Origin of the sequence: Paraperibacillus esterisolvens (assembly GCF_046237625.1) — a bacterium.
GTDB lineage: Bacteria > Bacillota > Bacilli > Bacillales > DSM-1321 > Paraperibacillus > Paraperibacillus esterisolvens.
This window is the reverse complement of record NZ_CP143545.1, coordinates 2,388,268-2,402,076: the sequence shown is the minus strand read 5'-3', so window position 1 is coordinate 2,402,076 and position 13,809 is coordinate 2,388,268. Positions and strand designations below refer to the sequence as shown.

The window sequence follows — 13,809 nt, the reverse complement described above, 5'->3', positions numbered from 1 at the left end:
GTTATTGATTGAATTTGATTGATTTTTTAAAAAAAATCGGATAATATAAAATTGTAAAGACGAGGTGCTGAGAATGCTCGCAGATGAAAGACATCTTAAAATTCTTTCTCTATTAAAAGATCAGGGAACCATTAAAATGACGGAATTGTCTCTAATTACCGGTGCATCAGAGGCTACAATCAGGCGCGATTTAGCTGTGCTAGAGAAAAAAAAGCTGCTGAAGCGGGTACATGGCGGAGCCGCATTGCTGAAGCGTATGAGTTTCGAACCCGCACTGGACGAAAAAGCAAACAAATTCAAGAAAGAGAAACAAAAAATAGCTGAAAAAGCCGCCGGGTATATTGCAGACCGCGACTGCATTTATCTTGATGCCGGAACAACCACGGCAGAAATCATCCCTTATCTAAAGGAAAAAAATGTAACCGTTCTCACGAATGGCATCATGCATATCCCGACCTTGGCGGCTGCAGGTATTCCGGCCATGATAGTGGGAGGCACGGTCAAGTCTACTACAAATGCCATAATAGGAAGCGCCGCTGTCCAATTTTTATCACAGTACCGTTTTGATAAATGTTTCCTTGGTATGAATGGTGTCCATCCGGAACTGGGCTATACAACACCAGATCCTGAGGAAGCTTTACTTAAGAAAACCGCAATTCAGTTATCCACTGAAGCCTTTGTGCTTGCTGACAGTTCTAAACTGAATGAAACGACTTTTGCTAAGGCAGCGGATATCAGCCAGGCATTGCTAATTACTGATTCAGCTGATGAGCCGGCTCTTGAACCATTTTTAAGAAATCCAAAAATAAAGGCAGTGACAGCATGATTTATACAGTAACCTTAAATCCATCGATTGATTATATAGTGGAAGTCGAAAATTTTGCGCTGAATTCATTAAACCGGATTAAATCAGAAGCAAAATTTCCCGGGGGAAAGGGAATAAATGTTTCCCGTGTCCTGAACAGGATTGGCACATCTAATACAGCACTTGGATATATAGGAGGATTTACAGGGGCATTTATTGAAAACTCGCTGAGAGCTGAAAAAATCCAGATGGATTTTATCCATGTCTCTGAGGACACCAGGATCAACATTAAACTTAAAACAGGGGAAGAAACTGAAATAAATGGAAACGGCCCCCACATTTCAAAAGCTGAATGTGACATGCTGCTTGCGAAAATTAGAGAGATGAACAGCAATGACACCCTGGTTCTTGCCGGAAGCATCCCCCCTGCAATGCCAAATGAGTTCTATGTAACCGCTGCCGGTATTTGTGCGGAAAGAGAAATCAAGCTTATTGTGGATACGAGCGGTAAATCTCTGCTGGAACTCCTGAAGTACAAGCCTTTTTTGATTAAGCCGAATCACCATGAACTTGGCGGGTTTTTTGACACGGAAATCAGCTGTGTGGAAGATGCCGTGGAGTACGGCAGGAAACTGACAGAGCTTGGTGCCCAGAATGTGATTGTATCCATGGCAGGGGACGGCGCTGTATTATGCACCAATGCAGTCTCATACAGCGCTAATGTCCCTGTTGGGAAGGTAGTAAATTCAGTTGGTTCCGGGGACTCCCTGGTGGCTGGCTTTACAGGAATGTATGAGGAGTCGAAGGATATTCTGAAGGCGTTCAAATATGGGATTGCTGCCGGAAGTGCCACAGCCTTTTCTCAGGATCTGGGTGAAAAAGAACTGATTGATGAATTGGCAGTGCAAATAGAAATTAAGGAAATAAAGGGGGCTTTTTAGATGAAAATTACAGATTTATTGAAGAGGGATACCGTCATCCTCGATTTGGCTTCCTCATCAAAGCTGAATGTGATTGAGGAGTTGGCGTCAAAGCTTGACGAAGCAGGGCGCTTGAACGATAAGGAAGGCTTCCTATCCGCCATCACCGCAAGAGAAGAACAGAGCACAACAGGTATCGGAGAGGGAATAGCCATACCGCATGCAAAGACAGCTGCTGTCAGGATACCTTCTATTTGTTTCGGCCGGTCAGCAGATGGAGTCGACTATGAATCACTGGACGGTCAGCCTGTCCATTTAGTCTTCATGATCGCAGCAAGTGAAGGGGCAGACAATGCGCATCTGGAAACTTTGTCACGCCTTTCCACCCTGCTGATGGATGAAGGGTTCCGGAAGAAGCTTCTGGCAGCATCGTCACCAGATGAAGTTGTGGCAGTCATTGATCAAAAGGAAAAGGAAGCGCTCGCAGACGAAGAACCTCAAGGTGAAAGACAGTCTTCCATTCCATCCAAACGTGTTCTTGCTGTTACTGCCTGCCCTACGGGAATTGCCCACACTTATATGGCAGCCGATGCACTGAAAGCAAAAGCTAAGGAAATGGGTGTGGATATCAAGGTTGAAACTAACGGCTCAACCGGGATTAAAAATGGGTTAACTCAGGCTGAAATTGACGAAGCCGCAGCCATCATAGTAGCTGCTGACAAGCAGGTGGAAATGGACCGTTTCAATGGCAAGCCTGTCATCATTGTGCCGGTTGCCCAGGGAATCAGAAAGCCGCAGGAACTTATCGACCGTGCGCTTAGACAGGATGCTCCGATCTACAAAGGTTCCGGCAGCCCTGGCAAGGAATCTAAATCCGGCGGCTCAATGGGTTCGGGGATTTATAAGCATCTGATGAACGGTGTCAGCAATATGCTGCCGTTCGTCGTCGGCGGCGGTATCCTGATTGCCCTTTCCTTCCTGTTTGGGATTAATTCTGCCAATCCAGATGATCCAAGTTACCATCCTTTGGCAAAAGCTCTCATGGATATTGGCGGAGGAAGCGGTGCATTCTTCTTCCTTGTCCCCGTGCTTGCCGGTTTCATAGCAAGCAGCATCGCTGACCGGCCTGGCTTCGCACCCGGGATGGTAGGCGGACTTCTGGCTGCGCAGGCTGGTGCTGGATTCCTCGGTGGCTTGATTGCTGGATTCCTCGCAGGTTACGTTGTTCTCGGCTTGAAAGCGGTATTCAATAAACTGCCGCAGCAGATTGAAGGGTTGAAGCCGGTTTTGCTTTATCCTCTGTTTGGGATCCTGATCACTGGATTGATCATGATGTTTGTCATCAACGACCCTGTTACAGCTATAAATAAAGGAATGACTTCATGGCTGAACGGTCTTTCCGGAACTAATAAAATTTTCCTTGGCATCATCCTTGGCGGCATGATGGCGGTGGATATGGGAGGGCCAATCAATAAAGCTGCTTTCACCTTTGGCATTGCAGCCATCGAAGCAGGCAGCCTGGGTGCCCATGCAGCGGTAATGGCGGGAGGTATGGTGCCTCCGCTGGGAATTGCCCTTGCCACCACATTCTTTAAACACAAATTCACGGATTCCGAACGGAAATCCGGAGTCACAAACTACTTCCTTGGTGCATCTTTTATTACCGAAGGAGCCATTCCATTCGCAGCGGCAGACCCGCTCCGCGTCATTGTCAGCTCTGTAGCGGGTGCAGCCATCGCTGGTGCCTTGACTATGTTCTTTAATGTAACACTGCAGGCTCCGCACGGCGGGATTTTCGCCATATTCCTGGCAGTCAATCATAAATTGCTTTATATTCTTGCCATATTAATTGGATCTGCAATAACAGCCATTTTGCTTGGGCTGTGGAAAAAGAAGCCGGAAGTTAAATGACGTAAGAAGGGTGGCCGCAAAACATTGCGGCCGCTTTTTTTGTGAGCGAAAATTGGAAGAGTTATAGTAAAATATAATTATAGACTAAATTACATAAGACAGGAGAGAGGCACACATGATTGAAGAGGGATTTATAGATGTAACTGGAGGCAGGGTTTGGTACCGGCGAATTTGCAGCGGTAAGGCTGCGGTGCCCCTTCTTGTTCTTCATGGGGGCCCGGGAAGCTCCCATCTGCCGCTTGAGGCACTTGATGAATTAGCAGAAGAACGGGATATTATTTATTATGACCAGCTTGGCGGAGGATACTCGGAGCGTCCCGAAAATATTGATTTATGGCATATTGACCGTTTTGTCACAGAACTGGGTCAGGTCAGGAAAGGTCTTTCTCTAGATGTTGTACACATATTAGGACATTCCTGGGGCACCACTCTATTGGCTGCCTACCTCCTGACAAAACCTGGAGGGGTCAAAAGCGCAATATTCTCAAGTCCGTGCCTGAGTGCCGCCATGTGGGCCGACGACCAAAAAAGGCTGCTGCTTGATATGCCCCAGGAGATCCAGGAAATCATCAACCGGTGTGAGGCTGAAGGGACTACAGACAGCCAGGAGTATAGAGATGCATCAACACAGTATTACAAGAAGCATTTATGCCGGATCGACCCGCTTCCAGATGTCTCAGTCAAGGGGATGAAGCTTGGAAACTCAGAAATTTACAAACTTATGTGGGGGCCTTCCGAATTTTGTGTAACGGGCAATTTAAAAGATTTTGATGCGACGCCGAGGCTGGGTGAACTGTCGCTGCCAGCCCTTTACCTGTGCGGACGATATGATGAAGCTACACCTGAATCCACCGAATTCTTCAGCAAATTGACCCCCCGTTCTGATTTCCATGTGTTTGAGAAAAGCTCACATACTCCGTATCTTGAGCAGACGGAAGAATATATGGAAATAGTGGGTGGCTTTCTTAGGGGAACAGAAAATTGATTTACAAGCGGTTCCGCCAGAGAACCGCTTTTTTGTGGAAAAGGGGCGGAGCTATGTAAAAAGGCTTGCATAATCTGGGTGTGAACTTCATCAATCTTGCCGGCATTTCGGCCTGTACCTTTTTCCGGTCTACCGCCTTATTGTAATTGCTCCTGCTTTTGACCGGGTTCCTTTCAATGCTAGAGCTGAGGACAGAAAACACAGGTTTTTTTCTAAAACGCTGCTGTTTTTATAAGTTCCATCAGTAGATTCCGTATGCATTGAAAATCCGTTACAGGGCGGTGTTTGAGAAAATATCTCTTTTTATTTTGGCTCCAGCTGCTGGACCGCATAATCCTGTTCAGCATGCGAAGTCTAGGGTACAATATATAGTACTCTATCTTCAGGGTTTGTTCTCTGCAGTGCTGGCAAGAATGGTAAGGGGTGAAAATATGAAACGAATACTAATTTTGATTATACTGGTTTCATTCTCATGGATTTTGTTAAAGGACAGCCAGGACCTTCCAAGCGGCTTACAGGATATAAAGGCAAAATTGACGTCTTTAAGGGAAGATGAAAATCTAGCCAAAAAGATTGAAGAAACTGCCTCGGGACTTGGTGATTTAGCCCAAAAGCTGAAACAGTCTGTTGAGGAAATACCAGAAAAGAAGGATCAATTTGAGACAAAGCTTTTAGATAAACCCGCACTTTCAGCTCCAAAAAATCAAGTGTTTTCAATTTATAATATCGAACTGGGAGATACCCGCTCAGAAATTGAAAAGCGGCTGGGAAAGCCAAAACGGGAGACTTATAATGAATATGGATTAAAATGGTCGGCTTACCATCAGGATTATCAACGGTTTACAATGGTTTCCTATGATGAAAACAATAAGGCAGCAGGATTATACACAAATCAGGATTTAATCACTTCTACAAAAGGAATTGAATATGGCAGCAATAAGGCTGAGGCGGCCAGGAAACTTGGGAAGCCGCTCGACAGGATACAGAAAGGGCTCATATCCTACCTCATCCCTAAAGAGAGGGATTATGATACGTATCTGCTTGGAGGAACATATACCACGATTTTTTATGATAAACATCAAGAAAATACGGTGACCGCCATCCAAATAATCAGGAAAGATATCGAGCAGCACAAAAGAACGTTTTATGCCAGGCCAGACAAGGGATTGGAAGCAGGCTTTGAATACCAGCTTTTTGATCTGGTCAACGCTTCAAGGCTAGTGCATGGGCTCGGCCCATTGACATGGGATGCCCACATTAAGCAGACAGCGCAAAAGCATAGCGCCGATATGGCTGTACACCATTATTTTGACCATACCAACCTCCAGGGGTTATCGCCTTTTGACCGTATGAAGGAAGATAACATCCGCTACCGGACGGCAGGTGAAAATATCGCTTATGGGCAGCTCAGCAGTGTCTATGCCCATGAAGGGCTGATGAACTCGCTTGGCCACAGGGAAAACATTCTGAAACAGGATTATGAGCGGCTTGGTGTGGGAGTGGCTTTCAATGAAGAATCACAGCCCTATTATACTCAGAACTTCTTTACAGAATAGCAGGAGAAGAGCGGGGAACCAAAAAGGTGCCCGCTGACTATTAGAACACAACAAAACACCATGGTATCGGTACGGTCCTAAAAAAGTATCGATTCTATGGTTTTTTTCTGTGGAAAAGAGGGAGCTGCAAGAATCATATGGCTGCATGCAATTTCAGGAAAAGGTAGACATAACATAATTATTGTTACAAATTAAAATTGCAAAAAAACCCCGGCTCTGGGGCCGGGGGCATTATATATTCAGGTATTCAATGGGCTGGTCCGCTTCTCAAGCTGCTGGATCATTTGCCTGGAAATGGCTGCATATCCTTCCGAGTTAGGATGGATGCCATCCGGAGAAAGATACCTGATATTCTTGCCGTTGATGACACGGGTCGTCTCAATGACTACAGCGGAATCCATTTTGCTTGATGCCTGATAAATCAGAAGGTTCCATTGCGGAAGCAATTTGCTGCCTAAGCTGTAAAATGGGCTGTCCTCCGGAAGGGGATTATATAATTCGAGCATGAGTACGGCCGCTTCCGGGTTCAAGGCAGTGATATGGGCTGAAATGGCACTCAGATTATCAGTGAACGAGGACTGCAGCTTATCGAAGGTCTTTATAGCTTCGTAAATATCCCGGCTTGCGGAAGCTGCCTTTAGCAGGTCATTGCCTCCAATATTGAGAGTGATAATATCGGAGTTCCTGATTTTTTCATCAAAGGTGCCTGCCTCAATCAGGGATCTGAGTGTGGCACTTGTGATGCCATTGATCCCTTCATTCTGGTAAGTGACAGATTTTCCTGTCAATCGGCCTAATTCGCTGGAGAAATCCGAAACCAGGTTATGGCCGTCACTGCTTCCATACCCCTTTATAATAGAATCGCCAAGAGCAAGATGGCTGATCCTGGCTTTCGGGCTGTTTTTATAATAATCCAGATAAGAAGAGTGGTTACTTGCTGTCATGGTTTGTTCTTCATTCCCTTTTGCTTTAAGTTTATTCAATTGATAGTCAGGATAATAAAGCCACGCGCCCAGGGATAATGCGGCAAGCAGAAGTACTGCGAGGGTGATTTTGATGAATTTCATTTTTTTCCTCCTATCTGAAACTATTATATCAAAATTTACAAGATATTTACAGAAGAGTGCCTGGGTCAGCATCCTGAAGCAAGGCACCTTTTAATAGAAAGCGGACGGGAATATACGGAAATGTTTGTCCAGGAAGTGCGCCGTTATTATCCTTTTGGGCCATTTCCCGGAGCTGGAATCAAGGAAGAATTTGCTTGGAAATCATGCGAGTTTAAAAAAGGCGGTCTGGTCCTCCTGGATGTGTACGGCACAAACCATGACCCCTGCCTTTGGAAAGAGCCAGACTGGTTTATCCCTGAACGCTTCAGGGATTGGAAAGGCAAGCTTATTCGATTTAATTCCACAGGGCGGAGGAGAAGCGGAAAGCGGGCACAGATGTCCCGGGGAACAGACACGACCTGCGGTCATGGAGGAAAGCCTTTCTTTTCTTTCAGAACTGGGTTATTCAGTACCGGAACAGGATTTGACGATAGACCTGAAAAGGATGCCTGCGCTGCCTAAAAGCAGGTTCAGGATAGCAGTGCATATGTAAAAATTAAGGTTTCCTCCCGCTAAATGGGGTAAATAAAAGCAGACAAAACAATAAAGGAGGAGAAATGAATGCATCATGTTAAGGCTTTGATAATTAAATTCGTCATGATCACCCTTGTTCTTGGAATTATTATAACCGGCATTTTTGGGGGAGAGTTCAGCGATACGTTATTGATCAGTGCCATTTTGACCGTATTGGCCTATCTCCTGGGTGATATCTTTATCTTCCGGGGCACTAAGAATGATACAGAATACTCCAAACGGAATATGGTGGCCACCATTTCTGATATAGTTATGGCTTTCATCCTGATCTGGCTTCTGGGTAACGCGCTTTTTACGGATACCGAACAGACCCTGCTTGCAGCGTTGATTTCAGCCATTGTCATCGGCGGAGGCGAATGGTTTTTCCATAAATACCTTGCAAAAAATGTTTTTCATGAAAGAAACCACGGTACAGCTTAATAGTAAATCAAAAGGAACTGCATACTAAGTGTGCAGTTCCTTTTTTAAGATCCATTATTTTTCAATAACCCAGGAAAGTCCCATAGTTCCTGCACCTGTATGGACGCCGGCTGCCGGTATCAGCATGGTGATTTCTGTATCGATATCAGGGAAAGCTTCTTTGACCAGGCGTTCAAGCTTTTCTGCTTTCTCCGGCTCGTTCGCATGTACGATGGCAGCTTTCGCGATCTTAAACCGCTTCTTTTCTTCTCCGAGAGCATCAATCAGCCAATTCATTGCCCTTTTCTCAGTCCGTACTTTATCCTTGATTTTTGCTTCCCCATTTTCAATCGACAATATTGGATTGATTTTAAACAGAGTGGCAAGGACCTTCTGCCCGCTAGTCACCCTGCCGCTCTTTTGCAGCTGATTCAGGTTGGAAGGGACCAGGTAGAGCCTTGTTGTATAGAGGATTCCCTTCAATGCTGCAATTACTTCTTCTGCGCCAGCGCCATCTTCAGCTAAGGAAATGCCTTTCTTTACCAGAAAAGAAAGGGGATAGGAGCCTGTTTCAGAATCCAGGGCATGCAGCTTGAACCCGGCCATTTCAGCAGCCATGACGGAGGTTTCATATGTCCCGGTCAGCTTGCTGGAAGCATGGATGGCAATCCCTTCGTCATATTCCGCCTTCAGCTTCTCATATAACTCAACAAATTCGCCGACAGAGGGCTGGGAAGATTGAAAGGTTCCTTCTTCAGAAGACATCCTTTCATAGAACTCTTTTTCTGTAATATCTATTGTCTCTCTGTATGAGGTTTGATTAATCACCACATTTAATGGAATAACGTGTATATTGTGTTTCTTGATATATTCAGAATCTAAAGTACTTGTTGTATCGGTAATCCAGGCAATTTTTGGCTTTTCCATGGTCAAAATCCTCCTACGAAGTAAAACTGCTGTATGATAGTCTTTTGCTAATAGTGTGAAGGAAATAAGAAGAAAAAAACATACACAAATGTCATGTTTTTTTGACTTTTGTGAAAAAATTAGCCGCCTGGCAATTGTATGGCGGAATAAATTCATAATCAGGTACCCAGCATAAAGAATGGTCATGAATCGGGCAGGCAAAATAAAAAAGCCCGGAAAATCCGGGCCCTACTGCTGCGACCGGTTAAGTCCCGCAACAAGTATATATTTAATATAACCAATATACTTCAACCTAAACCACTTTGTTCTTATTTATATGCATATTCTTAGGTGATGTAACATAAATAATGATATTATATAGTTATGTTACATTCTGGAGGCGGAAATGAACTGTGTAGATCCATTCAAGGATGTTGAACAGATTAAGGCAATCAAAAAGTATTTGCGGGAACACTCTTATCGGGATTTGCTCTTATTTGTAATGGGAATCAATACCGGACTAAAGATTAGTGAGATACTTTCTATCAAGGTATCAGACGTACTAGGAAAAGGAAATAAGATAAAAACATCGTTCCTTCTGTCCTCTGAAGAAAGCACTCAAAGGGAAATCCATCTAAACGCCACTATAAGAAACACCATTATTGAGTATCTCGGCGGAGCCGGCCTATCTTTTGATGATTACATTTTTTTATCCCCGAAAACAAAGAAGCCGATAAGCCGTGTACAGGCGCATCGAATCATTCATGATGCTGTAAGTGCACTTGGGATTCAGGGGAGCTACGGAGCAAGTTCCATGCGCAAAACATTCGGATATCAAGCCTACAAAAAGGGTATCTCCATTTCCCTGATTCAGAAGCACTATCAGCATTCGACACCCTCTGAAACCTATAAATACCTGGGAATTAAAAAGGATGAGCCGGTAAATACAATTATTGATGTTAATCTGTAGAAACTTAAGTTTTGCTAATAAGAAAGGTGTGAGTTTATGAACCATATTATTGAGGATGGCAGCCTGTCCATTGCTAAAATTCAGCATAAAAGGATTTCAAAAGGCAGGCTTACTGTTCGTGTAATCATGATTACTATAGGGGCCCTGCTTATGGCGACCGGCCTGGAGATTTTCCTGATACCGAACCAGGTAATCGATGGAGGCATAACAGGCGTTTCTATCATGCTCTCCTACCTGACAGACTGGGAGCTTGGAGTCTTCCTCCTTTTGCTGAATCTGCCCTTCATTTATCTGGGATATAAACAAATCGGGAAAACATTCGCCTTTTCCTCTATATATGGAATCATTATGCTTTCCATTTTTGCTACGCTATTCCATCCTGTTCCAGCATTTACAGAAGATATTCTTCTGGCGACCATATTTGGCGGAATGGCCCTTGGAGTTGGGATCGGCCTGGTTATCCGTAACGGCGGTGCTCTTGATGGAACAGAAATCCTTGCAATAGTGGTCAACAAAAGGGTTCCTTTTTCCGTTGGGGAAATCGTTATGTTCGTAAACATATTCATTCTTGGTGCCGCAGGATTTGTGTTCACATGGGATCGCGCCATGTATTCCATTTTGGCATACGTGATCGCAGCCAAGGCGATAGATACAGTGGTCGATGGATTCGAGGAATCTAAATCAGCGTGGATCATCAGCGACCAAATCACGGAAATCGGCGAAGCCATCAATGCCCGGCTTGGCCGTGGAGTGACCTATCTTCACGGAGAAGGAGCGTATACAGGTGATGATAAGAAAGTCATTTTCTGTATCATCACCCGTCTGGAGGAATCCAAATTAATTTCACTTGTAGAGGATATAGATTCAACAGCCTTCCTGGCTATCGGAGATATCGCCGAAGTGAGAGGCGGACGCTTTAAGAAGAGAAGCATCCACTAAGGCCGGAAAGCTGTATCATGCCGAGTTGAATAAAAGTTTGAGACAAAAAGATATCTCCATCAGCCGTAATACGCATTACGGCAGATGGAGATGTCTTTTCAATATGGGTTAATGTGAACGAATGCCCCCCTGGTTCTACTTTATGTACTTCAAAAGGAGCAGCTATAAATAGTCCTGTCTATTGAACCAAGACTGCCGGGCTGCCGCTGTTTGTGACAAGGCTGGAAATGAATAAAGCGATATTCAGCTTTACGCGGGAAATCCCTTAGTTTTTTATAGAACGCTGATAGTATCCCTAAACAACAGCCTTGATGGTACAGGAAGATGCAGGTGCGTTTGAGAAATAACCCTGTGAGCTGGCAATCCCGTTTATGGCGGGATTTACAATTCCGGGAAATGGGGGACTGTCCCCATGGTAAACCGGACGGTGGCCAGCGGGTTGACTGCCTGGGAGATTTGCAGGCGGCCGGCGGCGCTGCACAGCATGATAAGCTCGCTTTGAGTCAGGCCGGAGAAGGGAAGAAGGAAGTCAACCATTGCTTCGGCTGCTTTATGTGCTGCCTTGTGCAGGGTGGGTGCGGAAGCCAGGGTTGAGAAGGAGCATTCATTTTTTACGATAGGACCGGCCAGCGGCTGTTTTTTGATAATATGTAAGCTCACCTCGGCAGTCCCGCTCGTTTCAATTCCTGAAATCCCCACTTCTCCGTCCCCCATTGCAGCATGCATATCCCCAAGGCCAAAGAGTGCCCCTTCCGTGAATACAGGCAGATACAAGACAGCTCCTTCCTTGATTGAAAGGGTGTCGAGGTTTCCGCCGTGGCTTCCAGGGGTGCCTGCTGGCACAGCCTTGCCCGCCGGCGCCACACCAATCACTCCTATCATTGGATTTAGAGGCAGATGAATTCTATCGTTAAATAGGGCCTTATTGCCGGAGATTGGAATGACCTTCATTTCAGGGTCTTTTACGAGATGGCCGAGAACCCCCTTGCCGGGACGTACGGTCATGACTCCTTCCCCGGCAATCTGCAGACGGTGTATTTCCACTTTTAATATATCCCCTGGCTCAGCAGATTCTATATAGATCGGTCCGGTAACTGGATTGATTTCTTCAGGCTTCAGATGATATAAATCTTCCGGCCGCTTTAGCTGATTTCTATAGCAGTCATATGTTTCTATGAATATCCGGCTTCCTGCAGCAAGCTTTATAGCAGGTTCATGGTTTTTGCTGAAGGAATATATCAGCTTTTCTTTCTGCAGGGTCTGTATCATGCCTATTTCCTCCCAACACTGAATTACGGCTCAAAAAACAAGTATGTCTTGTTCGGTAATTATATTATATAAGGGTTTTGGATAACAAATTGCATACTCAGTTTGGATAAAAAACATGGATTCAGAAGGGATTATGAACATGCCTGTTTAAATAGTAATTATGACTAAATTCGGAGGAGGAGTATCACATGAAACAGAACACACTTGTTTTTCCAATTGAGGCTGTGAGAGAACAATTTCCAGCCCTGGGCAGAGTTTATAATGGAAAACCCGCTGCCTATCTGGATGGTCCCGGAGGATCACAGACAGTCCAAAGCTCCATTAAGGCCATCGCAGGTTATATGGAGAGAGGGGGCGCCAACCTGCATGGCAGATTTCCTTCAAGCCGGGAAACAGAAGAAATTATCAGAGAGGCCAGAAGTGCTGCGGCAGACTTCCTGAACACAAAGCCTGAGGAAATTGCCTTCGGTGCCAACATGACCACCCTTACGCTCTCCATATCCAGGGCACTTGGCCGTTCCTGGGGACCCGGCGATGAAATCGTCGTTACAGAAATGGATCATCATGCCAATATTGACCCATGGCTGCAAATAGCAGAAGACAGAGGGATGACGGTTCGATGGATAAAAGCGGATGCGGATGCACTGACTTTGTCACTGGATGATATAGATGAGATCATTAATGAGAAAACAGTGCTTGTGGCTGTTGGCCTTGCCTCCAATGCGGTCGGGACCATTGTCAGAACAGAGGGAATTGTAAAAAGAGCAAAAGAAGCAGGTGCACTGGTAGCCATGGATGCAGTTCATGCCGCTCCGCATATTCCGATTGACCGGGATAAACTGGGTGCGGATATCCTTCTTTGTTCGGCGTACAAGTTCTTTGGCCCGCATATAGGCATTGCTGCCGTTAAGGAAGAAGTTTTTTCAGAGTTGAAGCCATACAAGCTCCAGCCTTCTCCTGCCTATTATCCAGACAAACTGGAAACGGGAACACAAAATCATGAAGGCCTTGCAGGAATTGAACCGGCCATAGGCTTTTTTGAAAAGCTTGGCAGCGGGGAATCAAGGAGGGAGAGGATTGTTTCAGGACTCAGGGCAGCCGGGGAATATGAAGACATGCTTCAGGACTTGATCCGCAGCGAATTAGGCAGTATGCCGCACATTGTTCTCTATCAGGCGGCTGATGATATTCCAAAAACACCGACGATTGCCTTTAAGGTGAAGGGCTTTGAGCCGGAAGAAGTATGTTCTATTTTGGCAGAGCAGCATTCTCTGTTTCTGGCGAGCGGCGATTTTTATGCTTCCACACTTGGAAAAAGAACAGGGGTGAGCACATCAGGCGGATGGATCCGTGCAGGATTAGCCCCATATAATACAAAAGATGAGGCATTAAGATTAATAAATGCGGTCTCTGCATTGAAAGGCTGAATATCAGAAAGAGTCAAAGGGCCCCCTGGAGAAGGATTACTCCCAGGAGCGGCCCTTTTATTTTATATAGAATAATAGTCCT

At 45.2% G+C, this 13,809-nt stretch carries 13 protein-coding genes; 10 read left to right on the top strand and 3 right to left on the bottom strand.

Annotation, left to right across the window (positions count from 1 at the left end):
• Positions 1-73: 73 nt before the first annotated feature.
• The 5 genes from V1501_RS12105 (at position 74) to V1501_RS12085 (ending at position 6,177) form a co-directional block, all read left to right on the top strand.
• A complete protein-coding gene (locus tag V1501_RS12105; RefSeq protein WP_409288425.1) occupies positions 74-826 on the top strand; it encodes a DeoR/GlpR family DNA-binding transcription regulator in 753 nt (250 codons plus the stop codon).
• Positions 823-1,746: a 1-phosphofructokinase gene (gene pfkB / locus V1501_RS12100; RefSeq protein WP_409288424.1), complete on the top strand. Its 924-nt coding sequence runs from the start codon at positions 823-825 to the stop codon at positions 1,744-1,746. Before V1501_RS12105 ends, pfkB begins: the two co-directional genes overlap by 4 nt.
• On the top strand, positions 1,747-3,636 hold the full coding sequence (locus V1501_RS12095) for a fructose-specific PTS transporter subunit EIIC (RefSeq protein WP_409288422.1): 1,890 nt from the start codon (positions 1,747-1,749) through the stop codon (positions 3,634-3,636).
• A 115-nt stretch (positions 3,637-3,751) separates the two neighbouring features.
• Positions 3,752-4,621 carry a proline iminopeptidase-family hydrolase gene (locus tag V1501_RS12090; RefSeq protein ID WP_409288420.1) on the top strand — a complete coding sequence of 290 codons (870 nt, stop codon included), beginning with the start codon at positions 3,752-3,754 and terminating at the stop codon, positions 4,619-4,621.
• A 431-nt stretch (positions 4,622-5,052) separates the two neighbouring features.
• A complete protein-coding gene (locus V1501_RS12085; protein ID WP_409288419.1) occupies positions 5,053-6,177 on the top strand; it encodes a CAP domain-containing protein in 1,125 nt (374 codons plus the stop codon).
• 239 nt (positions 6,178-6,416) lie between these two features.
• Here the strand turns inward: V1501_RS12085 and V1501_RS12080 are convergent, their stop codons facing one another.
• Positions 6,417-7,244, bottom strand: a complete 828-nt coding sequence (locus V1501_RS12080) for an SGNH/GDSL hydrolase family protein (RefSeq protein ID WP_409288417.1) — start codon at positions 7,242-7,244, stop codon at positions 6,417-6,419.
• 120 nt (positions 7,245-7,364) lie between these two features.
• On the opposite strand from V1501_RS12080, the gene V1501_RS12075 reads away from it, so the two are divergent.
• Together V1501_RS12075 and V1501_RS12070 are read left to right on the top strand one after the other, a co-directional pair.
• Positions 7,365-7,745 carry a cytochrome P450 gene (locus V1501_RS12075; protein WP_409288415.1) on the top strand — a complete coding sequence of 127 codons (381 nt, stop codon included), beginning with the start codon at positions 7,365-7,367 and terminating at the stop codon, positions 7,743-7,745.
• A gap of 99 nt (positions 7,746-7,844) precedes the next feature.
• Positions 7,845-8,237, top strand: a complete 393-nt coding sequence (locus V1501_RS12070) for a DUF2512 family protein (protein WP_409288413.1) — start codon at positions 7,845-7,847, stop codon at positions 8,235-8,237.
• Between the two features lie 54 nt (positions 8,238-8,291).
• Here V1501_RS12070 and V1501_RS12065 read toward each other — a convergent pair whose 3' ends face one another.
• Positions 8,292-9,143 (bottom strand): DegV family protein, encoded by an 852-nt coding sequence (locus V1501_RS12065; protein ID WP_409288412.1) that lies wholly within the window; start codon positions 9,141-9,143, stop codon positions 8,292-8,294.
• A 385-nt stretch (positions 9,144-9,528) separates the two neighbouring features.
• Between V1501_RS12065 and V1501_RS12060 the strand changes: the two genes are divergently transcribed.
• Both V1501_RS12060 and V1501_RS12055 read left to right on the top strand, forming a co-directional pair.
• Positions 9,529-10,092, top strand: coding sequence for a tyrosine-type recombinase/integrase (locus V1501_RS12060; RefSeq protein ID WP_409288410.1), 564 nt, complete (start codon positions 9,529-9,531; stop codon positions 10,090-10,092).
• Positions 10,093-10,128: 36 nt separating this feature from the next.
• Complete coding sequence (locus V1501_RS12055; protein WP_409288408.1) at positions 10,129-11,031, top strand: YitT family protein; 903 nt, start codon at positions 10,129-10,131, stop codon at positions 11,029-11,031.
• Between the two features lie 381 nt (positions 11,032-11,412).
• Here V1501_RS12055 and V1501_RS12050 read toward each other — a convergent pair whose 3' ends face one another.
• Positions 11,413-12,300 carry an acetamidase/formamidase family protein gene (locus V1501_RS12050; RefSeq protein WP_409288407.1) on the bottom strand — a complete coding sequence of 296 codons (888 nt, stop codon included), beginning with the start codon at positions 12,298-12,300 and terminating at the stop codon, positions 11,413-11,415.
• Positions 12,301-12,488: 188 nt separating this feature from the next.
• Between V1501_RS12050 and V1501_RS12045 the strand changes: the two genes are divergently transcribed.
• On the top strand, positions 12,489-13,727 hold the full coding sequence (locus V1501_RS12045) for a cysteine desulfurase-like protein (protein ID WP_409288405.1): 1,239 nt from the start codon (positions 12,489-12,491) through the stop codon (positions 13,725-13,727).
• The last annotated feature ends 82 nt before the right edge of the window (positions 13,728-13,809 follow it).

Excerpts from the sequence above, each read along its gene's own strand:
- V1501_RS12050 (WP_409288407.1), bottom strand. The coding sequence starts at position 12,300 with ATGATACAGACCCTGCAGAAAGAAAAGCTGATATATTCCTTCAGCAAA.
- V1501_RS12065 (WP_409288412.1), bottom strand. The coding sequence starts at position 9,143 with ATGGAAAAGCCAAAAATTGCCTGGATTACCGATACAACAAGTACTTTA.
- V1501_RS12095 (WP_409288422.1), top strand. The coding sequence starts at position 1,747 with ATGAAAATTACAGATTTATTGAAGAGGGATACCGTCATCCTCGATTTG.
- V1501_RS12105 (WP_409288425.1), top strand. The coding sequence starts at position 74 with ATGCTCGCAGATGAAAGACATCTTAAAATTCTTTCTCTATTAAAAGAT.
- V1501_RS12045 (WP_409288405.1), top strand. The coding sequence starts at position 12,489 with ATGAAACAGAACACACTTGTTTTTCCAATTGAGGCTGTGAGAGAACAA.
- V1501_RS12055 (WP_409288408.1), top strand. The coding sequence starts at position 10,129 with ATGAACCATATTATTGAGGATGGCAGCCTGTCCATTGCTAAAATTCAG.
- V1501_RS12060 (WP_409288410.1), top strand. The coding sequence starts at position 9,529 with ATGAACTGTGTAGATCCATTCAAGGATGTTGAACAGATTAAGGCAATC.
- V1501_RS12090 (WP_409288420.1), top strand. The coding sequence starts at position 3,752 with ATGATTGAAGAGGGATTTATAGATGTAACTGGAGGCAGGGTTTGGTAC.
- V1501_RS12085 (WP_409288419.1), top strand. The coding sequence starts at position 5,053 with ATGAAACGAATACTAATTTTGATTATACTGGTTTCATTCTCATGGATT.
- pfkB (WP_409288424.1), top strand. The coding sequence starts at position 823 with ATGATTTATACAGTAACCTTAAATCCATCGATTGATTATATAGTGGAA.
- V1501_RS12070 (WP_409288413.1), top strand. The coding sequence starts at position 7,845 with ATGCATCATGTTAAGGCTTTGATAATTAAATTCGTCATGATCACCCTT.
- V1501_RS12075 (WP_409288415.1), top strand. The coding sequence starts at position 7,365 with ATGTTTGTCCAGGAAGTGCGCCGTTATTATCCTTTTGGGCCATTTCCC.
- V1501_RS12080 (WP_409288417.1), bottom strand. The coding sequence starts at position 7,244 with ATGAAATTCATCAAAATCACCCTCGCAGTACTTCTGCTTGCCGCATTA.